The sequence below is a fragment of the Candidatus Poriferisodalis sp. genome (assembly GCF_965262965.1).
Lineage (GTDB): Bacteria > Actinomycetota > Acidimicrobiia > Acidimicrobiales > Poriferisodalaceae > Poriferisodalis.
This window is the reverse complement of record NZ_OZ253573.1, coordinates 1,647,997-1,669,205: the sequence shown is the minus strand read 5'-3', so window position 1 is coordinate 1,669,205 and position 21,209 is coordinate 1,647,997. Positions and strand designations below refer to the sequence as shown.

The 21,209-nt window shown below is 64.0% G+C and carries 18 protein-coding genes; 13 read left to right on the top strand and 5 right to left on the bottom strand.

Translation table 11 applies throughout. The annotated features are described in order from the left end of the window. Window positions 1-33 precede the first annotated feature (33 nt). The 5 genes from ACQY5K_RS07925 (at window position 34) to ACQY5K_RS07905 (ending at window position 8,789) form a co-directional block, all read left to right on the top strand. The gene (locus tag ACQY5K_RS07925; RefSeq protein ID WP_428121752.1) at window positions 34-618 is read left to right on the top strand and encodes an NfeD family protein; all 585 of its coding nucleotides are present in this window, start codon (window positions 34-36) and stop codon (window positions 616-618) included. Further along, entirely contained in the window at window positions 618-1,568 is a 951-nt protein-coding gene (locus tag ACQY5K_RS07920) for an SPFH domain-containing protein (protein ID WP_428121750.1), read from the top strand. Before ACQY5K_RS07925 ends, ACQY5K_RS07920 begins: the two co-directional genes overlap by 1 nt. Window positions 1,569-1,601: 33 nt before the next feature. Then, on the top strand, window positions 1,602-3,905 hold the full coding sequence (locus tag ACQY5K_RS07915) for a DEAD/DEAH box helicase (protein ID WP_428121747.1): 2,304 nt from the start codon (window positions 1,602-1,604) through the stop codon (window positions 3,903-3,905). A 123-nt stretch (window positions 3,906-4,028) separates the two neighbouring features. Beyond that, complete coding sequence (locus ACQY5K_RS07910; RefSeq protein ID WP_428121745.1) at window positions 4,029-6,821, top strand: RecQ family ATP-dependent DNA helicase; 2,793 nt, start codon at window positions 4,029-4,031, stop codon at window positions 6,819-6,821. Between the two features lie 117 nt (window positions 6,822-6,938). Further along, the gene (locus ACQY5K_RS07905; RefSeq protein WP_428121742.1) at window positions 6,939-8,789 is read left to right on the top strand and encodes a DEAD/DEAH box helicase; all 1,851 of its coding nucleotides are present in this window, start codon (window positions 6,939-6,941) and stop codon (window positions 8,787-8,789) included. Between the two features lie 2 nt (window positions 8,790-8,791). Here the strand turns inward: ACQY5K_RS07905 and ACQY5K_RS07900 are convergent, their stop codons facing one another. Both ACQY5K_RS07900 and ACQY5K_RS07895 read right to left on the bottom strand, forming a co-directional pair. After that, window positions 8,792-9,451 (bottom strand): RES domain-containing protein, encoded by a 660-nt coding sequence (locus ACQY5K_RS07900; protein ID WP_428121740.1) that lies wholly within the window; start codon window positions 9,449-9,451, stop codon window positions 8,792-8,794. Beyond that, window positions 9,339-9,677, bottom strand: a complete 339-nt coding sequence (locus ACQY5K_RS07895; RefSeq protein ID WP_420446466.1) for a hypothetical protein — start codon at window positions 9,675-9,677, stop codon at window positions 9,339-9,341. Before ACQY5K_RS07895 ends, ACQY5K_RS07900 begins: the two co-directional genes overlap by 113 nt. Before the next feature lie 399 nt (window positions 9,678-10,076). On the opposite strand from ACQY5K_RS07895, the gene ACQY5K_RS07890 reads away from it, so the two are divergent. From ACQY5K_RS07890 to ACQY5K_RS07875, 4 genes are all read left to right on the top strand, one after another. Continuing rightward, window positions 10,077-11,033: a P1 family peptidase gene (locus ACQY5K_RS07890; protein WP_428121737.1), complete on the top strand. Its 957-nt coding sequence runs from the start codon at window positions 10,077-10,079 to the stop codon at window positions 11,031-11,033. A gap of 303 nt (window positions 11,034-11,336) precedes the next feature. Beyond that, the gene (locus ACQY5K_RS07885) at window positions 11,337-12,539 is read left to right on the top strand and encodes an acyl-CoA dehydrogenase family protein (protein ID WP_428121734.1); all 1,203 of its coding nucleotides are present in this window, start codon (window positions 11,337-11,339) and stop codon (window positions 12,537-12,539) included. Window positions 12,540-12,687: 148 nt separating this feature from the next. Continuing rightward, window positions 12,688-12,960 carry an AbrB/MazE/SpoVT family DNA-binding domain-containing protein gene (locus ACQY5K_RS07880; protein ID WP_428121730.1) on the top strand — a complete coding sequence of 91 codons (273 nt, stop codon included), beginning with the start codon at window positions 12,688-12,690 and terminating at the stop codon, window positions 12,958-12,960. Continuing rightward, window positions 12,957-13,280 (top strand): type II toxin-antitoxin system PemK/MazF family toxin, encoded by a 324-nt coding sequence (locus tag ACQY5K_RS07875; RefSeq protein ID WP_428121728.1) that lies wholly within the window; start codon window positions 12,957-12,959, stop codon window positions 13,278-13,280. Before ACQY5K_RS07880 ends, ACQY5K_RS07875 begins: the two co-directional genes overlap by 4 nt. Before the next feature lie 23 nt (window positions 13,281-13,303). On the opposite strand, the gene ACQY5K_RS07870 is transcribed toward ACQY5K_RS07875, so the two are convergent. Then, window positions 13,304-14,095, bottom strand: a complete 792-nt coding sequence (locus ACQY5K_RS07870; RefSeq protein WP_428121726.1) for an enoyl-CoA hydratase/isomerase family protein — start codon at window positions 14,093-14,095, stop codon at window positions 13,304-13,306. 43 nt (window positions 14,096-14,138) lie between these two features. Beyond that, complete coding sequence (locus tag ACQY5K_RS07865; protein ID WP_428121723.1) at window positions 14,139-15,296, bottom strand: pyridoxal phosphate-dependent aminotransferase; 1,158 nt, start codon at window positions 15,294-15,296, stop codon at window positions 14,139-14,141. 162 nt (window positions 15,297-15,458) lie between these two features. On the opposite strand from ACQY5K_RS07865, the gene ACQY5K_RS07860 reads away from it, so the two are divergent. Next, entirely contained in the window at window positions 15,459-16,715 is a 1,257-nt protein-coding gene (locus ACQY5K_RS07860; protein ID WP_428122605.1) for a cobyric acid synthase, read from the top strand. Window positions 16,716-16,728: 13 nt separating this feature from the next. Here ACQY5K_RS07860 and ACQY5K_RS07855 read toward each other — a convergent pair whose 3' ends face one another. Continuing rightward, the gene (locus ACQY5K_RS07855) at window positions 16,729-17,103 is read right to left on the bottom strand and encodes a DUF2784 domain-containing protein (protein WP_428121721.1); all 375 of its coding nucleotides are present in this window, start codon (window positions 17,101-17,103) and stop codon (window positions 16,729-16,731) included. Between the two features lie 135 nt (window positions 17,104-17,238). Between ACQY5K_RS07855 and ACQY5K_RS07850 the strand changes: the two genes are divergently transcribed. Genes ACQY5K_RS07850 through ACQY5K_RS07840 form a run of 3 tightly spaced genes read left to right on the top strand, consistent with a single transcriptional unit; the run spans window position 17,239 to window position 21,204 of the window. Continuing rightward, window positions 17,239-19,194 carry an N-6 DNA methylase gene (locus tag ACQY5K_RS07850; RefSeq protein ID WP_428121718.1) on the top strand — a complete coding sequence of 652 codons (1,956 nt, stop codon included), beginning with the start codon at window positions 17,239-17,241 and terminating at the stop codon, window positions 19,192-19,194. Window positions 19,195-19,213: 19 nt separating this feature from the next. Beyond that, window positions 19,214-19,660 (top strand): nucleotidyltransferase substrate binding protein, encoded by a 447-nt coding sequence (locus tag ACQY5K_RS07845; protein WP_428121716.1) that lies wholly within the window; start codon window positions 19,214-19,216, stop codon window positions 19,658-19,660. Then, entirely contained in the window at window positions 19,639-21,204 is a 1,566-nt protein-coding gene (locus ACQY5K_RS07840) for a restriction endonuclease subunit S (protein ID WP_428121714.1), read from the top strand. Before ACQY5K_RS07845 ends, ACQY5K_RS07840 begins: the two co-directional genes overlap by 22 nt. Window positions 21,205-21,209 lie beyond the last annotated feature (5 nt).

Here is a 21,209-nt window from a genome sequence, read left to right as displayed (position 1 = left end):
GGCTGCACGCCCATCGCGTGATCGGGGGTCGGCGTGGACAACGAACTGTGGCGATGGGTCTGGGTCGCGGTGGCAATGGTCATGGGCCTCGGCGAGATCTTTACCGCCGGCTTCTTTCTGGCTCCGTTCGCGATCGGCGGCGTGCTGGCCGCAGTCGCAGCGTGGCTCGACTTTCCGGGCGGCGTCCAGTGGCTGCTCTTTTTCGCCGGCACCGGTGCGTCGATGCTGGTGCTGCGACGATTCATGGGCCGACAGGACAGTCCTGACGATCTTCCGGTCGGCTCGTACCGCTACGTCGGCATGGAGGCTCGGGTCATCGAGGACATCGACCTCGTCGAGAACACGGGCCGCGTCCGAGTCGAGTCCGACGAATGGCGAGCCGTCACTGATACCGGCCCGGTGAAAGAGGGGTCCCTGGTGCGAGTCATCGCAGTTCGAGGCACCAAGCTCCTGGTCGAATTCGTCGAGTCACCGCCGCACGATTATGTGCCGCATGGTGCGGCCCCGGCCCCGGCGCCGGCTTCGGTTGCCGAGGCTGCTTCGGAAGGCGACGCAAGTGACGCAGGCGCCGTCGAGGGCGCACAAGACGACGACACCCAGTCTCCGAGGAGCGAGTAATGGACAACATCGACGCAGGAGTGATTCTCCTGGCGATCATCGCACTGGCGATATTCGTCATTGCGGCCAAGGGCCTGCGAACCGTGCGCCCGTTCGAGCAGGGTCTCATCGAGAACCTCGGCAAGTACCGCACGACGGTCGATCCAGGGCTGCGCTTCGTGATCCCCTTCATCCAGCGGATGCTGAAGGTGGACATGCGCGAGCAAGTGGTGGACGTGCCGCCCCAGGAGGTCATCACCAAGGACAACGTCGCGGTGACCGTCGACGCTGTCATCTACTACGAGCCGACCGACCCCGTGAAGCTGAAGTACGCGGTCGGCAGCTTCATCATCGCCGTGACGAAGCTGGCGCAGACCAATCTCCGCAACGTGATCGGCGACCTGCAACTCGACGACGCACTGGTGTCGCGTGAGCTCATCAACTCCAAGCTGCGCCAGATCCTCGACGACGCGACCGACAAATGGGGTACACGCGTCGTGCGCGTCGAGATCCAGCGGATCGAGCCGCCGCCCGACGTCACCCAAGCGATGCACCGCCAGATGAAGGCTGAACGCGACCGCCGCGCAGTGGTCACCGAAGCTGAAGGCGACAAGCGCTCCGCGATCCTGAAGTCCGAGGGCGTGAAGGAGTCGCAGATTCTGCGTGCCGAAGGCGAGGCAGAAGCCATCAAGCGAGTGGCCGATGCCGACAAGTACCAGAAGCTCACGGTGGCTGAGGGCGAGGGCCAAGCCATCGAGCGGGTGTACGCCGCAATCCACAACGGCAACCCCACCGACGACCTGATCGCGATCAAGTACCTCGAAGCACTGCAAGGCATCGCCGACGGTCAAGCCACCAAGATCTTCCTGCCGCTCGACACCAGCGGAGTGCTCGGCGCCGTGGCAGCCATGGGCGAGATGTTCCGCGAGAGCAGCACCCCCGCCGGCAACGTCGCCGCTGACGACGAGTAGCCGGCCTACGACTGTCGACCTGACCTAAGACCGGTGAGCAATTCGAGGTCGCTGGCCACCGCGGATGACGTGACGCCGCATGTGCGGCAATACGTTGTGCTCGACATCGAGACGATGCCGTTGGTGGGCCTCGGCCCCAATCAAGACATCCGCGAGATCGGCGCACACCGAGTCGAAGTCCTGGCGGACGGCAGGCACTCCGTGCATCCGGGTGCATTCCACCGATTAGTACGCAGCGAGTTCTTTGGCACAGCTCCCGACACGGGATCCCTTCCGTGCACAGCGGTGGACACTGTCTCCAACAATCTGAGCGCCGGCTTGGTTGCCTGCCGGGACGCTCTCCTGGACTTGGCGCAGTACTGCATCGGAAGTCCCGTGGTCGCTCACAACGGGCGGCTTCACGATTTTGCCGTGCTCGATGAAGCCTGCCGCCGTTGCGATGTCGCAGCGCTCCACGACGACCGGCTCGACAGCTTGGATCTTGCTCACCTGGCTGCTCCACGGGTGGGAAGCGAGATGCGGCCGAACGCCGACGGGTCGGTGCCACCGGCGAGTCGCAGTGTTGACGATCTTGCGACGTGGCTCGGTGCTGCTGTTCGGCCGTCGGAGCGGCATCGGGCCGTTCCTGATGCGCAGCTGACGGCGGTGCTGATCGAGCGGATGCTGAAGATGATCTCCGACCCGTCGCCGGCACGCCGGCTGCAGCGCTGGATCCTGCACGCTGGCCAGCATCCGTGGGCGCGCTTCATGGAGGCACCGCCTGCCGGCACGTCTGTGATCGATTGCTTAAGTAGTGCCGAGGCACGCCGTCTCGCAACAATCAGCGGTCAACCGAGCGCCGTCGACATGGATCATGTGATGCGCGATGACAAGGGCAACGCGGCGAACGCCGAACCCGTGGTAACGCTCGACGAGGCGGCGGTTCTGGCGCCGTTGAGCCCCGGCGGGGTACTCGTGACCGGCGATGGCCGTGCCTACAGATCCCAGCAACGTGAGATGGCCGCTGCGGTGCTCAGGTCGCTCGCTGACGGTCTCGGCGTCAACAATGAAGACTCGGCTGCCCGGACGCGACGGCTGGCGGTCGAAGCGCCGACTGGCACGGGCAAGACGTTGGCGTATCTGGTGCCTGCTGTGGCATGTGCGCAGGCGCGAGGGCACCCGGTTGCGATTGCGACGCACTCCAAGGTGCTCCAGGATCAACTCCTCACCGACATCGAGCTCTATCGCAGGGCTGTTGGCGACGTCCGATGGGTGCTGCTCAAGGGCATCGCCAACTACGTTTCCGTCGCCTATCTTGACGCAGCCATCGGAGCCGGACCCGACGGACCGGTCGAAGCGCTTGGTCTGGCGGTGATGACCGGGTGGGCCGCTCAGACAGTCACCGGCGACTGGGATGACTTGAGCATCTCACAGCTTGAAATCTCATGGCCACAGCTCGTGGCCCTGCGATCGCGACTGAGCGTGGACGAAGTACGTGAATTCGCCGCTGACGACGCCGATCGCATGTGCTTCTATCGCCGCGCGCTGGCCGGCATTTCCTCGGCGGACATTGTGGTCGCCAACCACGCCGTGCTCGTGACACTCGGCAGGCTCGTCGAAGAGGTGCCGCATGTCATCGTCGACGAAGGCCACAACCTCGAAGACGCCGCGACGAGTGCGCTGACCGAGACCACGGGCGGAGCGGCGCTTGCCGCGTTATTCGACTGCGTAGCGCACGTCGACAGCGGTGCCGGCGTGCTGCGCCGATACTCGGTGGCAGCTACCGGTGAGGTGTCACGGGAGCAAATCGCCGCGGCTCGGGATGCCTTGTCGCAGTGCCGTGAGGCGCTGACAGATCTGGATCGACGCATCGTCGACTACATACGAGGTCGTACAGAGGTAACCGTCGAGGCAGCTGTGAGCTTCGGAGTCGCGTACCGGCTGAGGCCCGGACTCGATACCAGTCGGGCTGAGTTCGCGCCCGCGCGCCGAGCGGCGCGGGCATTGTCCGAATATCTGCGGCGGCTCAGCGGTTGCATGGCATTCGAGCCGCCCGCAGCTGCGCTCGGAAGCGTTCGTTGGCGTCACATCGAGTCAGAGCTGGGCTGCATCGGTCGTCGCGTGCGAACCGCAGCCGAAGTGCTCGCCAACACCACGTCCGCACGCGACGACAACAGTTGGATCAGCATTGTCGATCTCCGTTGTCGCAGACCCGTCTACGACGGCAAGACAACTTGGGAGTGGTCGATGCGGCGGGTGCCGGTGTCCGTTGCCGACCACTTGCGCTCCAAGTGGGAAGAACTGGATTCGGTCGTGCTGACCTCGGCCACTCTGCGCGTCGACGGCGAGTTCTCCTAGGTGCTCGAGCGGATCGGGTTGTCCGATGCGCAGCGACTCGCCTTGCATACACCGTTCGAGAATCTCTCACAGAATGAGCTTCTGGTGCTTCCACGCCACTTGCCGGTGCCCCGCGGAGGATTGATGGCGGAGTTCACCAAGGCAGAGGCCGACGAGATAGCGCGCCTTGTTCTGGTCGCACGCGGTCGCACACTCGCGCTGTTCACCGCCTCGGCTCGCATGGCACATGCACGTGACCATCTGTGGCGCGTGCCCGCGCTCCGATTGCACGGACTTGGTGTGATGTGCCAAGGCGATGCCCCATCGGGTGAACTCGTGGAGCGGATGCGCACCGACGCATCGTCGAGCCTGCTCGCCACACGCTCGTTCTGGGAAGGCGTGAATGTGCCCGGCGAAGCGCTGAGCCTGTTGATCATCGAAAAGTTGCCGTTTGCTGCACTAGGAGATCCGGTGGTGGCGGCACGCATGGCCGAACTTGAACGCCGAGGAGAGGATGCCTTCAGCCGCTACCTCGTGCCCGAGGCCGTACTCCGATTCACACAGGCAGTCGGCCGCTTGGTGCGAAAGGAGACGGACCGTGGCGTGTGCGTCGTGCTTGACAAACGGATTCGAGGCAGCGCGCCGTATGCCGCCGCGTTCCTGGACTCGCTGCCCGGCCCGCCGTCAATAGAACGGCCTCATACGGCGAGCGCGGCCTATGCAACGGTCGCCCGGCACTTGGGACTCCCCTTTGGCGCATCCGACGAAGCCGAGCTGCGTGCACTGCCATCCTCCGACCCGTGGCGAGAGCTAGAGACGTTGTCAGACGCGCGCCACGCTGCAACCCAAACGGAGAATGTCGACGAACTGCTGGAGCGAGCGCGCAAGTTGCTTGGCTTCGAAGAGTGGCGTCCGGGCCAGCGAGAAGTGATGCGCAGCTTCGCAGAGGGCCACAACACGCTGGCGGTGATGCCTACCGGGGCTGGCAAGTCGCTCACGTACCAGTTGCCGGCAATGCTGCGTTCAGGTCTGACACTGGTCGTGTCTCCCTTGGTGGCGTTGATGCGCGATCAGGTCGAGGGTCTGCGCGATCGAGGGTTGACCCGAGTGGCGGAACTGCGTTCGGGCCAGAGTCAAATTGAGCAGGCTGAGGTGCTGCGACGCGCACGCGACGGCGAGTACAAGTTGCTCTACGTTTCGCCAGAACGGTTGTGGTCAAGCCGCCTACGACAGGCACTGGCTGGCGTCGAGATCTCAGCTGTAGCAGTCGACGAGGCGCATTGCATCTCCCAATGGGGCCATAGCTTTCGCCCCGAATACCGAGCTATCGCCGAAGCACTGCGTGAGCTGTCGCCGTCGCGACGCCCGCCGGTATTGGCGGTGACAGCCACGGGCACGCGTGAGGTCACCGAAGACATCGTGGCGTGCCTCGGCATCGGCGGAACGTTGCACCGGCACCAACTGGACCCGGACCGCAAAGAGCTCCTTTACTACGTCGAGGATTGTGATTCGCTCGACGACCGCGATGTGGTCGTAATGCGCATCGCTGAGGCGTACCGGCGTCGGGCGATGATTGTCTATGTGCCGAAGCGAGCGACGGCGGTACGCATGTCAGAGCTCTTGCGACTCGATGGTCACACGGCACGGTCGTATCACGGCGGCATGTCGTCGGCGCAACGGGTGCACACCGAGGAAGCCTTCCGTGCGGGGGAGATCGACATCGTTGTCGGCACCAATGCGTTCGGCTTGGGCATCGACAAGCCTGATGTGGAAGTGGTCGTCCATCTCGAAATGCCCGCGTCGGTCGAGAGCTACGTGCAAGAGGTGGGGCGAGCGGCGCGAGGTGCCACTGCTGGCAGCGGCCCGAGCCTTGGACGCTGCATTCTGTTGAGGGCCCCTGATGACTGCGGCGTGCACGAGTCATTTGTCAGGGACGCAGCGCCCAGTCTGGACACGGTGAAGCAGCTCTGGAGGTCGTTGGAGATCGCTGCTGAACGCACGGGTGGGCCGGTAGCGCTGACTCGGGTCAACGGGGACCGCCGCGCTGCTAGGGACAGCGACAGCAGTCACCTCGAGCTCGCTGCACATCTGCTCGTTGAGCAGGGGTGTGCTCAGCGCGTCGAGGACATGATCGAAGAGGGCATCGTTCGAGTCCTGCCCGGTGCGGCTCGGCATCACCGGTCCGAGAGTGGCCAAGGAAGGCTGAGCGAGGATGCGCGCGAGATTCTGAAATCGCTTGAGGGAGCGAGCGAGCGGTCGTTCGGCATTCGCTCTTGGGCAGCGGAGATGGACTGGTCGTCAACGCGCAGACTCGAACGAGCGCTGATTGACCTCAGTCATGGCGAGGCAATCGAACTGACGGCATGGCAGGTCTCGCCTCTATGGCAGCGTGTCCCCGGGAGCACTCCGGACTTCGCGGCAATCGGCGAATCGCTCGAACAGCGCAGGCGTACCGTTCGCAGTCTCAGCGACCTGGCGAAGCTCTATCGAGACAACCGCCACGACTGCCGTCGTCGAGTGCTGCTCGAATATCTCGGTGCGGCCGCAGCGTCGAGCTGTCATGCGTGCGATGTGTGCAGAGGCGATCTTGAACGACCGTGGGAACAGGTCGTGATCTCTCGCCAGCACATTGACAAAGCCATTGACGCGGCGACCGTCATCTTGGAGATCGCAGGAGAGGTGCCGCCGGGCGATCCGAACCGCCGGTCGCCGTCGCGGCGCAACATCGAACGGTGCCTGGCTGGCGAGTCCGGCGAGGGCACCCGCAACGAACTCCCGCTTCCGCTGCGCACACACCGGCTGTACGGCCGTCTCGCTGCGCTCGGCCCGCGCGGAGTGCGGCGTGAGATCGATCGCCTCTTGCGCTCAGGCGAGCTACGCATCGAGTGCATCGACGAAGAGCGCGGAAGTTGGGAAACGCTGCGCATCCCGTCGTAGGCAAACATTCGCTCTTCGACATCGCTGGCAAGCAAGAATTCCACTCCGTGTGCACTGGCGATCGCATCGTGCAACCACCTACTGCGCCGAACGTCGCCGCTACCGTGAATGCCACTCATGGCCTTCTTGCTACCTGCGAATCTTGTCAACAACATGGCAGTGCCGCCGCCACTGCGGCAGGCAGCGCAGGTATTCCGGGACTGGCTTCCGGAGCAAGTCACGGTGACGCTGTATGCGCCGAACGTGACCCGATCTGACGATGACGACTCAACCTCGGCCGATTCGCAAGGCACGACGAGCAGGCCGTACCTTGTTGTGCTGCACCCGTCGCTTGGCATCGTGTTCTTGGACTTCGTTCCTGGCAGCACCGCTCGTAACCTCGCGACCAAGCGGCGGCCCCAGCGTGTCTTGCAGCGACTCGCCGAAGAAACACGGAGCAGATTGGGGCAACTGTCCGAGGAAGTCCGGGACCGGCTTGTTGCCCAGGGTCTCAGTGAAGCGAGACTTCCGGTTGCGCTCGCGGTGGCGGTGCCTCGATTGACGAGGGCGAAGGTTCTGGCCGCGGGCAAGTCCGGCGCGGATCAGTTCCTGCTGCAAGAAGACTTCTCCGCCTCATCGATCGAATCGGCGCTCGAGCGGGTGCTCGCCACTTCGAATGGCGGGCGACGGCGCGCCGACGTGGGCCTCAGCGCGGCCGAAGAGCGCCGGGCACGAGCAGCGCTGAATCCGCGACTCCTCGTGAACAGCGCTGCGCAGGCCGAGCAGGGTCAGCTGGTCTTCCGGCCACCAAAGGATGGCGCAGACGTTGTGCAAGTGCTGGACCGCCAGCAGGAACGCCTTGCCGAACATCTCGGAGACGGCTACCGGGTCATCAAGGGCGTAGCCGGATCTGGCAAGACGCTGGTGCTGGTGTTCCGGGCACGGCACCTTGCACGGCACTATCCCAATTGGCGAATCCTGCTGACCTGCTTCAACCGGCCATTGGCACTCTCGTTGGCCCGGCAACTCGAGGATTGTCCCAATGTCCGTGTGCGAACCGTCGACAGTCTGGCGTCGGCCATATGCAGGACACTTGAAATCCAGACCGGACACCTCGGAAATTCAAGGTTTGACCGTCATGTGGAGGAGGTGAACCAAGCGCTCGATGCTGGTCGAGTGCCGGAGCGCTATCGCTACGACGCCGTGATGATCGACGAGGCACAGGATCTCGACGCAAGCAGGACACGCATGGTGTTCGGGCTCCTGCGGTATCCGTGGAGTGATTTCGTGGTCGCCCTTGACTCTGCGCAGAACCTCTATCGGCGTCAGCCTGGACTGCCGCCGCCTGCGCAGCACCGGCCCGACTCGACCGATACCACCGAAATCAGCGGCCGCGGGCGGACCGAAGTGCTTCGAGTCAACTACCGCAACACCTACGAGATCCTGAAGTTCGCCGATGACTTTCTTCGGGCTGGCGGCGTGCCTGAGGGTGGCGATGAAGAAGATCCGGCGACATTCATTCCGCCCGAAGCCGCTGAACGGTCGGGCCCCGCTCCCGATGTGCGCCCATTTCAATCGCACCTCGAGGGGTACCAATCTGTGTGTGCAGCGTTACGCAGATCACATGCCGAACGGGTTCCTTGGTCGGACATGGCGATTCTGGCTGGGAACTGGGACGCACTGAACGAAATCGAGCAGGAGGCCCGTCAGCTGGACATTCCGACGTTCAAGCTTGTCGACCTCAATCCGGACGGAACCGAAACTGATGACGGAGTGCGCCTGTCGACGATGCAACTCGCCAAGGGCCTCGAGTTCGCACGGGTGTACATCATCGGAGTGGACGACATCCGGGGCGGTCCGAGCACCGATGACACCCTGCGCCGGCGTCTGCTTTATGTCGGCATGACTCGCGCCACCGATCTGCTGAAGATTGCGGTCAGCGGTCGTGGATCGATTGTGGATGCTTTGCTGGAAGCACGAGTTGTGTGAGTTCACAGGTATGGGCTGAGATCCTCAGTCTTGACGAGGTGCACCCGGCCTTCGGGCAGTCGGTCTTCGAAGAGGACGATCGCGTGCCCGATCCCGGTAGCGGACGGTGCACGTAAGCCTGCGTAACCGGCCAGTGCAGCTGTCTCGCCGATCAGCTGGCACTTGGACCAGTCTGCGGCACGGATGTCGTCCCGGCTGAGTCCGAGTGCGTCGAGAGCACCGGGTACAGCAAGATCGACGAGCGGCATCTGATCGAGGTGCACATGGCGTAGCGCGCGGGGCAGCAGCGCGGAGCTCCCCCGGCCTTGTCCTGCTGCCATCCGACGGAATTCGGCCGCACACCCAGGCACGGAATCCGTGAGGTAAATGGTTGCGCTCCTTCCGCGACGATTCCAGCGGCCGCCGAGGGCTTGCGCTCCGCGACCGGACAGGGGCGGACGGTTGCGAGAAGTGTGCCGGTAGGCGATGAGATCCAGTGGTGTCGCGCCGAGCGAGTTCAGAGCCGATAGCGGGTCGTCCTCGGCCGTTTCGGTTGCATCGTCGCTGTCACTAGACCGTGATGCCGTCTGCGAGCGCCTCGATGAGGGCGAGAACGGATCGGTAGTCGCCCTGAGCGATTCGGTCGGCAGGCGAATCGTGGTCGAGCAGCCGATTTGGGGCAAACAGCCAAAGCGAGAATTCCGAAGGCTGGATGACTGTGGACGCCTGGTCAGTGACGTACACCAGCTCGAGCAGCCGCTGGCGGGCCCCGGGTTGGGGTGCGCAACTGCCACGATCCCAACGGGCGACCGTGCGCGCCGATGTACCGACGACGCGCCCGATGTCACTTTGGGTAAGCCGGGCTGCGTCCTGGAGCTCCCGAACCCGTTCGGCGATTCCTGCCGCCATGGAGCCTGTCCTTTCGGGAGGATGTCGACACGCTTGGATGTCATGTATTCTGTCGAAGTTCTGTCAGTAACAATAGCTGCTGAAATGACCGAGCCCTTGCCGTGCTGTCCTGTTCGGCCGAATGCTCGGTGAGTTCTCGGCAATTGAGGGCGCGGCCTGAATGAGCTTGGTCGATCGCGGTCTGCGGTCCGCGCGCGCACATCGATGAGACTGTCGCAACCTGGTGCTCGGTCAAGCGTGGTTTTGTGTCCGGTCGGCCATCGCGCGCCGCGGCTTTCGCGAATCAGTTGAGCCAGAGCTGCCGCTCGAGAAATCTTGCCCGAGTGCTTTTGGGTGATATCGGAGCGCGCTGGGGCGCGGTCCGGCGTTTTGGAACCCCAGCGCGTAGGGTCCGCGCCCATGGCGTTGGGGTTGGATTCGGTGCTGGTGGGCTGGTGGACCGACGATGAGGCTGGCACTGGCGTGACGGTCGTACTGCCACCAGCGGGGACCCTGGGAGCGATCGCTGTGCGTGGGGGCGCTCCAGGCACGCGGGAGGCGGCGGCTCTTGGCCCAACGGGCGCCGGGGTGGAATGCCACGGCGTCGTGTTGTGCGGCAACAGCGTGTTCGGGCTCGCGGCGGCCGACGGCGTCGTTCGCTGGTGCGCCCAGCAAGGCCGCGGGCTGAACATCCGCGACAGCATCGTTCCGGTCGTGGGCGCCGCTGTTGTCTACGACATTGCCTCGCCGCAGAGCACTCGACCCACGGCGGAGGCCGGCTGGGCCGCCTGCGAGGCCGCCACGATGGCGGAACCCGCCATTGGTCGGGTCGGCGTTGGGCGCGGCTGCACCATCGGCAAGATCGCCGGGCGGGACTACTCCGTGGCGGGCGGGCTGGGGACGGCAATCGTGCGCTCCGGGGACGTGGTTGTGGGCGCGGCCATTGCGGTCAATGCGCTCGGCGACGTCATCGGCGCTGATGGCACTGTGCTCGCTGGCACCACTGCGTCACCGGAAATGGATCGTTATCCGTACGCCCCGATCGAACTCATCGCCGGGTTCACCGGACGCGGCACCGAGGTGCCCGATGGTGCCGACCCGGCGGGCGCGACCACGACACCGGACCATTCCGAGCGGACCAACACCACGATTGGATGCCTGGTGACCAACGCGCGGCTCACGAAGCCCGAGGCCTGCCGCGCCGCCGACCTGGCGCACACCGGCATCGCCCGCGCAGTTGAACCGCCGCACACCAACTTCGACGGGGACGCCCTGTTTCTGCTCGCAACCGGTGAAGTGGAGACGCGTGCTGACCTCGTGGCTGCGCTCGGGGCCCAGGCGGTCGCGACCGCGATCCGAGCCGCGGTCTCCAACTGACCACTCGCGGTGTGGCATTCTGGGCGCACCAGAGAAAGGGGGTGGTCCACACAATGCCGAAACGCAAGAGGACTCTGGAGGTGGCCGGGCGCTGAGGCGACCCGCTTCCGAGAAGGGGGCGCCTGCGTCAGGTGGCGACTCCAACCCGGACCACCGAACCCCACAAGATCCGCGTGTTGGTCCTCACGCGGCGCCAGCCTCGCTCAAAGCAGAGGCGCGACAGACGATCTTCGGGTGAGCGCAGGCCCCGGCAGCAACGCCGGGGCCTGCTCGCGTCTGAGGAGCCACCACTAGGGTCCGCTCATGGATTTCGACTGGCCGGACGATGATGATTCTCGCCGGGTTGCAGTGCGCGACTGGCTCGACGACCATGACGGTGCGCCCAGCCAGGAAGCTCTGGCGCACGCCGGTTACGTGGCACCGCACTGGCCGAAGCCCTACGGCCTCGGGGCCGACCCCATCACGCAACTACTGATCGACGAGGAGCTCGCCAAAGCTGGCGTTCGCCGACTCGCTGGCGGCATCGGACTGGGCTGGGCAGGCCCCACAATCCTCTACGGCGGCACCGAAGCCCAGCAGAAACGCTACCTGTGGCCGATCCTGACCGGCGAGGAGGTGTGGTGCCAGCTGTTCTCCGAACCAGACAGCGGCTCGGACCTCGCTAACCTGGCCACGCGGGCGGTGCGCGACGGCGATCGCTACATCGTGAACGGCTCGAAGATCTGGTCGTCAGGAGCGCACCGCAGCAAGTTCGGCATCCTGATTGCCCGCACCGATCCCGACGTGCCCAAGCACCGAGGCGTGTCGTATTTCATCTGCCCGATGGACGTGCCGGGCCTCGAGCTGCGCCCGATCATCGACATGACGACGGCCTACTCGTTCAACCAGACGTTCTTCACCGACATGGAATTGCCGGTCGAGAACCGCATCGGGGACGAGAACGACGGGTGGCGCCTCGCGAAGATCACGCTGGGCAATGAACGGGTGTCGCTCTCGGGCGAGGGCGCACTGTGGGGCAGTGGTCCCAGCGCTGCCGACCTGCTCGACATCGTCCGTTCCGCTGGTGGCCTCACCGACCCGGTCATGCGTGACCGCGCAGCGCGGCTGCACATCGAGGGTGAGGTGCTGCGTCTCATCCGGCTGCGGACGCTGAGCGCGCGCCTGCACGGACGCCAGCCCGGACCCGAGGCCAGCGTGCGCAAGGCGCTTGCCGACGATCACGGCCAACACGTCATGACGCTGGCAAAGGACCTCTCCGGGCCCCATGGTCTGCTGACACACACGGGCCCGCTCGGCACGTCGCCCGAATTCCCGAAGTCTCAAGCCGTCGTGGAAGGCTGGAACGGCTGGCACGGCGGCTACCTCTTCAGCCCGGCGCTGACGATCGGCGGCGGCACCTCGGAGGTGCAGCGAAACATCATCGCCGAGCGAGTCCTAGGCCTGCCTCACGACGTCGACGTGGAGTCCGGCAAGACCTGGGCAGAATCTCGCGCGTCGCACGCCTGATCCGCCCCGGTCGATCAGCGTCGCCGGCTGCCCCGCGGGAGACTGAGATGGTGGTACCCCATCTTCGCTGCACATTGCTGATTGTAGCTATAATGTAATTACAATTCGCGGGTGTCGGCGATGGTGCCGACGATGGATGGAGGCAGGCATGGACGCGAGAATCGTGCCGATCGGCAACTCACGCGGTGTCCGGCTGCCGAAGCCGCTCATCGAGGAGGCTGGCTTGGGCGAGCGTGTCTCGTTGCGCATCGTGGAAGGCGGCGTGCTCATCGAGCCCCGCCTTGAGGCGAGGGCAGGGTGGGCCGAAGCAGCCCGACTGGCTCGCGAGCGAGGCGACGACATCGGCACCGAGTCTTGGCCGCCGACCAGGTTCGACACCGACGAATGGGAATGGGAGCCCGCGACCGATGACGCCCGATGACGCCCCGACGCGGGGACGTGTACCTGTGCAGCCTGGATCCCGCCGTCGGTTCGGAGATTCGCAAGACCCGTCCCGCTGTGGTGATCTCGCCCGACGAGCTCAATGAGCACTGGGCGAGCTGTCTGGTTGCGCCCATGACCACCGGCAGCCGCCGCTACCCGTTCAGGGTCGCCTGCCGGTTCGACGGCGTGAGCGGCCACGTCGTGTTGGATCAGATGCGCGCGGTGGACAACACGCGGCTTGTGCGCAACCTCGGCCGGTTCCCGGCGCCGACGACCGCACGTGTGCTCGCCGTCGCGCGCGAGATGTTCGCCGACTGACCTCCCCGGCGGGCGGGCCGCAGCTACCGGCCAGTGAACGTCGGGGGCCGCTTCTCAAGGAATGCCTTGACGGCTTCTTTGGTGTCCTCGGTAGTGAAGTTGAGCGACTGCGCCATGCCCTCACCCTCGAGCGCGGTGGCGAAGTCGGCGCTGGCGTTGAGAGTGAGCAGACGCTTGGTCATCGCGACCGCAATGGGGGGACCGGCGGCGAGCCGGTCAGCCCAGTCGTTGACGAAGGCGTCGAGCTCACCGTGAGGCACCACCTTGTTGACGATGCCGAAATCCTCCGCCTGCTTGGCGTCGATGACGTCTGCGAAGAAGGCAAGTTCCTTGGCGCGGTGCAGGCCGATGAGCCGAGGCAGGATCCACGTCCCGCCGAAGTCCACCGAGAGGCCGCGGCGGGCGAAGATCTCGCTGAAGCGCCCTTGGTCTGAAGCCACGATCAGGTCGCAGGCCAAGGCAAGGTTCATGCCGGCGCCCGCGGCCACACCGTTCACCTTGGCAATGACGGGAACCATGATCGAGTAGAGCGCCGACACGGTCTGGTGAATCACGTTCAGCCCCTGCAGCGGGTGCCTCTTGGGCCCGTCGTCATCACTTGCGAGGTCGGCGCCGCTGCAGAAGGCGTCACCCGCGCCGGTCATCACCACGCAGCGCACCGTGGGATCACCGCCGATCGCGTTCCACGTTTCGCGCAGTTCGGTGAACATCGTGGGGCTCGCCGCGTTGAGGCGGTGCGGCCGGTTCATGGTGATGGTGATGACGCCGTTGTCCGCAGCGTCGATGATCAGTGTTTCGAGCTCTGCCGATTCCATGCGCAGCGACGCTAGCGGTGGGTCTCGCGCTGCGCCCGCTGGCTCAATTTCGCTGTTTGGCCCAGTTGGTGAGCCGCTCGACGGTGTGTTTCATGTCGCCGTTGCTGCCAGCGAACGAGAAGCGAATGTAGCGATGTCCCTCGGTGGGGTCGAAGTCGATGCCGGTCGTCGTGGCGATGCCGAGCTCTGCCAGCCATGTCGCTGCCAAGGCCGCGCTGTCGTCGGTGAGGTGATCGACGTTGGCGTAGATGTAGAACGCCCCGTCGGGCGGGGCGATGCGGTCGATCCCCGCAGCCGGCAGCCCTTCGAGCAAGATCTGTCGGTTGGCGGTGTAGCGCGCCACGTTTGCCTCGAGCTCGTCGATGCTGTCGAAGGCTCCCAACGCGGCGTGCTGGGAAACCGTGGCAGCGGCGATGGTGGCGTTCTGGGCGAGTCGCTCGACGGGCGCGACCAACTCGGGTGGCAGCAGCAGCCAGCCCAGGCGCCATCCGGTCATCGAGAAGTACTTGGAGAAGCTGTTCACCACCACCGCGCTCGGGCTGTGGGCCGCCGCTGTGGCGGCCTCCGTTCCGTACGTGATGCCGTGATAGATCTCGTCGGACACGAGCCGCACGCCGGAGTCGTGGCACCAGCGAGCAAGCTGGCCCAACTCGTCGACTATGAGCATGGTGCCGGTGGGGTTGGCGGGGCTGGCGACGACCAGCCCGTCGAGTGGGCCGGCGAGTTCGACCATGTCGGCGGTGAGCCTGAACCCGGTCTCGGGCGTGACCGCGATCTCGACGACGTCGATGTCCAGCGCTTCGAGCGTGTTGCGGTAGCACGGGTAACCCGGAGCTGTCACCGCCACTCGGTCGCCTGCCTCGAAGCATGAGAGGAACGCGAGCGTGAACGCGCCGCTGGCACCTTGGGTGACGACGAGACGGTCAGAGTCGGTGCTGTGGCCGTACCAGTCGGCGTAGTGCTGGACGAGCCGGGCACGCAGCGGCTCGATCCCGACCGCGGCGGTATAACCCAGCACGTCGTTGTCGATCGCGGCCTTCGCGGCAGCACGCGCGCCCGCGGGAGCGGGCGTGGACGGCTGGCCGACCTCCATGTGCACCACGTCGCCGCCCGCAGCTTCTCGCTGCGCGGCGGCTCGCATCGTCTCCATGACGAAGAACGGCGCAATGTCTGCGCGCCCGGAGACCTTGAGTCCGCTCACTTCACGCTGCTCTGCCGCCGCATGGCGTCAGATGCTAAGAGCCGAGTGAGCGGGACCTGCCGAAGCAACCGCAGGTCGTCGCGTTTGTACCCTGCGCGTGGTGGCACCGAGCAGCTTCTTGGCACGAGCCGGCGCCCAAGACGCCGAGAGGCGATGAACGCACTGGCGCCTGGCCTGATGGTGTGCGGGACGGCCTCCAATGCAGGCAAGACGACCCTTGTCGCCGGTCTCTGTCGTCTGTTGGCGCGACGTGGTCTGCGGATCGCTCCATTCAAGGCTCAGAACATGGCGCCGAACTCGGCGGTGACGGCCTCGGGGCACGAGATCGGCCGGGCACAGTTCGCTCAGGCGCAGGCTGCAGGTGTCAATGCCACTGTCGCCATGAACCCCGTGTTGCTCACGCCCACTGGGGATCTCGACGCCCAGGTGGTCGTGGCGCGCGACATTGATCTCGGCGGAGTTTTTGCTTCATTGGCGGGCACTGTCGCGCTGCTCCCGCCCTCACAACGGCGCCTCGTACGCCGATTCGTGATCAACAAGTTCCGTGGCGACCCGGCCCTGCTCGGCGACGGTCTCGATGAATTGGAACGACGTTGCGGAGTGCCCACGCTCGGCGTTGTCCCGATGCTCGGTGATCTGCACCTCGACGCGGAAGACTCAGTCGCACTGACGGCGATGCCGCCACCGCGAGCTGACGCCCAGCTTGATGTCGCGGTGATCGCCTTCCCGCGGTTGTCGAATTTCACCGATCTCGATCCGCTCGCGGGCGAGTCGGACGTTGCCGTGCGCTTCGTTCGCTCGGTGCGCAAACTGGGACGTCCCGACTTGATCGTGCTGGGAGGTTCCAAGGCCACCGCGGAGGACTTGTCCTGGATGCGGTCCCGGGGAATCGCCGAAGCCGTGTTGGCGGCCGTCGCGGACTCCGGAGCATTCGTGCTCGGCATCTGCGGCGGCTACCAGATGCTTGGCGGGAGGATTCACGACGACATCGAGTCGCGGCGAGGGACGGTGCAGGGCCTGGGCCTGCTCGGCATCGAGACCGTTTTCGAAGAGGACAAAGTGCTCGCTCAACGTCGAGACGAGGCTTGTGGTGCCGCCGTGTGGGGCTACCAGATCCATCACGGCCGGGTTCGACCCGACCACGACGGCATCAGCGAGCCATGGCTGTGGCTGAATCGCGAACCTGAAGGTTGGCGCACCGGGCGAGTCATGGGCACGACGCTTCACGGTCTTTTCGAAAGCGACAGTTTCCGGCACGCATTCTTGGCCCAGGCGGCCACCCAGCGCGGCTGTTCCTGCGAGCCGGCGCCTGGTTCTTTCGCCGGTCGCCGCGAGGCACGATTCGATCGGATTGCCGACGCCATTGAGGCGCATGTCGACATCGGCGCGCTCTTCGAGATCATGGGCGTTGACACGTGACCGAACTCGCGCTCTAGGCGTTCTGGGACGCCTGGCCCGTCTTGCGAAGCCGCCAGTAGCTGATCGCGTTCGGAATGACCAAGCAGCACAGCAACACAAAGTTGACCCCGCCGTTGATACCCGGTCGGTAGATCGGCTCGACGAGGTAGTGCGAGATGAAGCCGGTCTCGTACGGAACGTCCCCGGCCTGGCGCAGGAACCACTTCTCCCACACCGTCAGCGGGCAGTCCGAGGCGGTGATGTTGACCACTGCCGCCGCCACGATCGCGCCCACATGCCACTTGACCAGCTTCGGCTTCCGCCATGCCAGGAATCCGCCCACGATGAGAAACACGACATAGGCCAAGTGGGAGCCAGCAACCAGCCGCGCCAACCAGCGAGCAGCCATCGACACGAAGCTACTCGGGCCTCCTGGGGTGTCGCCGTGTGTCGGGTCGCGTCGGATCGAGTCGGCTTCAAGTAGAAACAAGCGCAGGCAGGCGCGTCCCGTCTCGTGGGGCCCGAGGAAGTGCGGAGTCGATGAATGCCCACTAGCGGCACCGTTGCCACGATGATCTCAAGAGTCGAGGGCTTCGACGTGTCATTCGTAGACGACGCCGGAGAGATAGTCGACGATGCGAGACTTGCCCCGTACCCCTACAACCGGGCCGCACGTAACTCCTGGACCGTAACGCAGTGGCGCCAGAAGCGGATCGAGACTGCGTACCTGGATCTGTGGCTCGTGGCGTGGCGCCCCGACGGGGAGGAGGCTCACGGCAATACCCGGCTGGAGACGCTGCGGCGCTTGTACGACGACGACGGAGCGTTGTATTCGAATGGCGACAGGGACGAAATCGATATCGACGACGGCACGGCTTCATCGGCCAACGCCGACGGTGGCGACGGCAAGAGTGTCGCGACTGAGGCCGCAACGGCAACTGGCGGCGATCTCGCGGAAATCGAGCGCACGCTGTGGGCCGCAGCCGACAAGCTCCGCGGCAGCATGGACGCCGCTGAGTACAAGCACGTCGTACTTGGTTTGATCTTCCTGAAATACGTGTCCGATGCGTTCTTGGAGGTGAGGACACAACTCGAAGACGAGATCGATGATGGTGCCGATCCGGACGACGTCGACGAGTACCGCTGGCGCAATGTGTTCTGGGTGCCGCCGCCCGCCCGCTGGGACCGTCTCCAATCCCAGGCGCGTCAGCCGAACATCGGGTCGATCATTGATCGGGCCATGGATGAGCTCGAAGCGTTGAATCCGGTGCTCGTCGGCGTGCTGCCGAAGGACTACGCCCGTCCGGCGCTCGACCAGCAACGTCTCGGGCAGCTCATCGACATGATGGGCAATATCACGGTCGGCGATGCCGCAGCGCGCTCACGCGACGTGCTCGGCAGGGTCTATGAGTACTTCCTGTCGATGTTCGCCGATGCGGAAGGGAAGCGGGGCGGCGAGTTCTACACCCCTCGATGCGTGGTGAAGCTTCTCGTTGAGATGATCGAACCGTTCCAAGGTCGCGTGTACGACCCGTGCTGCGGCTCGTCAGGCATGTTCGTGCAGTCAGTGGAGTTCATCGAAGCGCACGCCACGGGGAACGGAAACGGCGGTTCGCATCCGCGCAGCACCCGCACCGACATCTCGATCTACGGCCAGGAGTCGAACTACACCACCTGGCGGTTGGCACGCATGAACCTGGCGATTCGGGGCATAGAGGGGCGCATCGAGCACGGTGACACGTTTCTCGACGACCGTCACCCCGACCTGCGAGCCGACTACATATTGGCGAACCCACCGTTCAACGTGTCGGACTGGGGCGGTGAGCAATTGGCCGACGACAAGCGCTGGCGATATGGCACGCCTCCACCGGGCAACGCCAACTTCGCCTGGGTGCAGCACATGGCGCATCACCTGGCACCCCGAGGGGTGGCCGGATTCGTGCTGGCGAACGGCTCGATGTCGTCCAGCCAGAAGGCCGAAGCCCAGATTCGACGAGGCCTCATCGAAGCCGGCCTATTGGATGCGATGGTGGCGCTGCCTGGTCAGTTGTTCTATTCGACGGCGATTCCGGCCTGCCTGTGGTTCTTGGCCAAGGATCGCTCCGGCGACGAGCGATTACGCGCCCGGCAAGAGGAGGTGCTCTTCATCGACGCGCGGAAACTGGGGCGCATGGTGGACCGCACCCACCGCGAGTTGACCGACGACGACATCTCCCGCATTGCTGGCACCTACCACGCGTGGCGAACCGGGGACGGCGACAGCGACACGCGGTATGCCGATGTCCCTGGTTACTGCAAGAGCACAACGCTCGACGTGTTGCGCACGCACGACTACGTCCTCACCCCCGGCCGGTACGTTGGCATTGCGCCTCAGGTTGACGACAGCGAACCATTTGCCGAGAAGATGACGCGCCTTGCCACCCAATGGCGCTCCCAGCAGGCCGACGCTGCGGAACTGGATGCGCAAATCGAGGCCAACCTTCGCACCCTAGGTTTCTGATCGAGCGACGGAGGCAGCGGTGACTGATGTAGAGGGCGGGATTGATTACACGAAGTTCCAACTCTCCCTGGTTCGTCTAGAGGAGCAGTACGAACACTTGCGGCGAGACATCGATGGCTTGCCTGACTGGATAGTGGAGGGAGTCAAGGAATCAGTCATACAAAGGTTCGAAACCTGCTACGACACCTGTTGGAAATTGCTCCGCCGGTATCTCTCCATCGAGATGGGAGTTGGTGAGGTTCCAAATGGACCCAGGCCGGTACTTCGTCTTGCCGCCGAGAATAATCTCCTTGGCAATGAGCTGGTTGATTGGCTGAGTTACGCGCAAGCGCGAATCGACACGGCACATGACTACAACGCTGAGAAGGCAGATGCTTGCCTCGCGCTCATGCCAAGGTTCATACAAGATGCAACGAATCTCTATGAAAAGCTAACGGGATTAAGATGGTCAAAAACCAAGCGATAGATCTCGACCCCGAGCATTTGGCTGCTGTCTCGGCGTTGCTCGCAAGATTCGTTCCGGGATACGAAGTGCGTGCCTATGGATCACGAGTCAAGTGGACCACAGGATTGAATTCCGATCTAGACTTGGTAGTGATCGGCGACGAGCATATGAACCCGCTGCAACTCCTTGAGTTACGTGAAGCCTTCGAAGAGTCGTATCTGCCATTCTCTGTGGATGTCTTAGAGTGGTACTCGATTGCCGAGAATTTCCGTGAAGAAATATCTCGAGACCACGTCGTATTGCAGCCGTGTGTACACAATGACGAATGGCGAGATACGACACTGGGGAAATTTGCACCGTTTGTGTATGGAAGATCGCTTCCCGCGCGTTCGCGGGTAGCTGAGGGCACAGTGAAGGTGTATGGCTCAAATGGGGTTGTTGGCAGCCACGATACACCACTAACGGGCGGCCCAACTGTCATTGTGGGCCGCAAAGGAACGGTTGGTGCTGTTCACTATTCGCCGGAACCGTGTTGGCCCATCGACACAACGTTTTATGTTCAAGAAGACGATCCTGATCTAGCCAGGTTCAAGTACCATGCACTCAGCGCGCTTGGTCTAGGAGAAATGAACTCTGACAGTGCCGTTCCGGGCCTAAATAGGGGCGCTGCACATGCTCGCGAGATGCGGGTGCCCGACGAGGCTTCACAGCGGCGCATCGGATCAGTGCTTGGGGCGCTGGATGAGAAGATCGAGTTGAACCGGCAGATGTGCGAGACTCTGGAGGAGATGGCCAGGACACTCTTCACGGCGTGGTTCGTCGATTTCGAGCCCGTCCGAGCCAAGGTGGAAGGCCGCTGGTGTGAAGGCGAATCGTTACCGGGCTTGCCCGCTCATCTGCACCCCCTTTTCCCGGACCACCTCGTCGACTCAGAACTCGGCCAAATCCCTGCCGGTTGGCAGGTCAGACGCCTAGGTGAATTGGCCGATTCAATTCGTGGGCTCTCATACCGGTCAACGGATCTGCGAGAGTCGGATACGGCGCTAGTGTCGCTCAAATCGTTCAAGAGGGGTGGTGGTTATCGATTCGACGGTCTCAAACCTTATGTTGGTCAATACAAACCACAGCAGGTAGTTAACCCGGGCGAGGTCATCATAGCTTGCACAGATGTTACTCAAGACGCGGAGGTAATTGGTCGCCCGGCCGTCGTGCCACCGACGAAGTCGGCCCGAACTCTCGTCGCATCTCTCGATGTCGTGATCTTGCGTCCAAGAGATGGCGCCGATGTGCCGAACGCATATCTCCATCAGTTAGCATGCACGCATTCATTCACGGAATATCTACTTTCCCATACAAGCGGTAGTACTGTGCTTCACCTCGATAAGAAATGCATTGGTGAGTATGAATTGGCTGTTCCTCCGAATCCCGTGATGCAAGTATGTGGTTCCCAACTAACGTTGGTTGTGCAGCGGGTGTTGGATACATCCGCTGAAATTGGGAGTCTCAGCAGCACGAGGGACACTCTGCTGCCTCAGCTCGTCTCCGGTGCCCTCCGCTTGACATGATAGTG

What these genes read in the sequence shown, in the direction of transcription:
- ACQY5K_RS07910 (WP_428121745.1), top strand. Translation starts at nt 4,029, where the DNA reads ATGGCGGAGTTCACCAAGGCAGAGGCCGACGAGATAGCGCGCCTTGTT.
- ACQY5K_RS07840 (WP_428121714.1), top strand. Translation starts at nt 19,639, where the DNA reads ATGGTCAAAAACCAAGCGATAGATCTCGACCCCGAGCATTTGGCTGCT.
- ACQY5K_RS07885 (WP_428121734.1), top strand. Translation starts at nt 11,337, where the DNA reads ATGGATTTCGACTGGCCGGACGATGATGATTCTCGCCGGGTTGCAGTG.
- ACQY5K_RS07920 (WP_428121750.1), top strand. Translation starts at nt 618, where the DNA reads ATGGACAACATCGACGCAGGAGTGATTCTCCTGGCGATCATCGCACTG.
- ACQY5K_RS07895 (WP_420446466.1), bottom strand. Translation starts at nt 9,677, where the DNA reads ATGGCGGCAGGAATCGCCGAACGGGTTCGGGAGCTCCAGGACGCAGCC.
- ACQY5K_RS07880 (WP_428121730.1), top strand. Translation starts at nt 12,688, where the DNA reads ATGGACGCGAGAATCGTGCCGATCGGCAACTCACGCGGTGTCCGGCTG.
- ACQY5K_RS07905 (WP_428121742.1), top strand. Translation starts at nt 6,939, where the DNA reads ATGGCCTTCTTGCTACCTGCGAATCTTGTCAACAACATGGCAGTGCCG.
- ACQY5K_RS07875 (WP_428121728.1), top strand. Translation starts at nt 12,957, where the DNA reads ATGACGCCCCGACGCGGGGACGTGTACCTGTGCAGCCTGGATCCCGCC.
- ACQY5K_RS07870 (WP_428121726.1), bottom strand. Translation starts at nt 14,095, where the DNA reads ATGGAATCGGCAGAGCTCGAAACACTGATCATCGACGCTGCGGACAAC.
- ACQY5K_RS07850 (WP_428121718.1), top strand. Translation starts at nt 17,239, where the DNA reads ATGCCCACTAGCGGCACCGTTGCCACGATGATCTCAAGAGTCGAGGGC.
- ACQY5K_RS07890 (WP_428121737.1), top strand. Translation starts at nt 10,077, where the DNA reads ATGGCGTTGGGGTTGGATTCGGTGCTGGTGGGCTGGTGGACCGACGAT.
- ACQY5K_RS07855 (WP_428121721.1), bottom strand. Translation starts at nt 17,103, where the DNA reads ATGGCTGCTCGCTGGTTGGCGCGGCTGGTTGCTGGCTCCCACTTGGCC.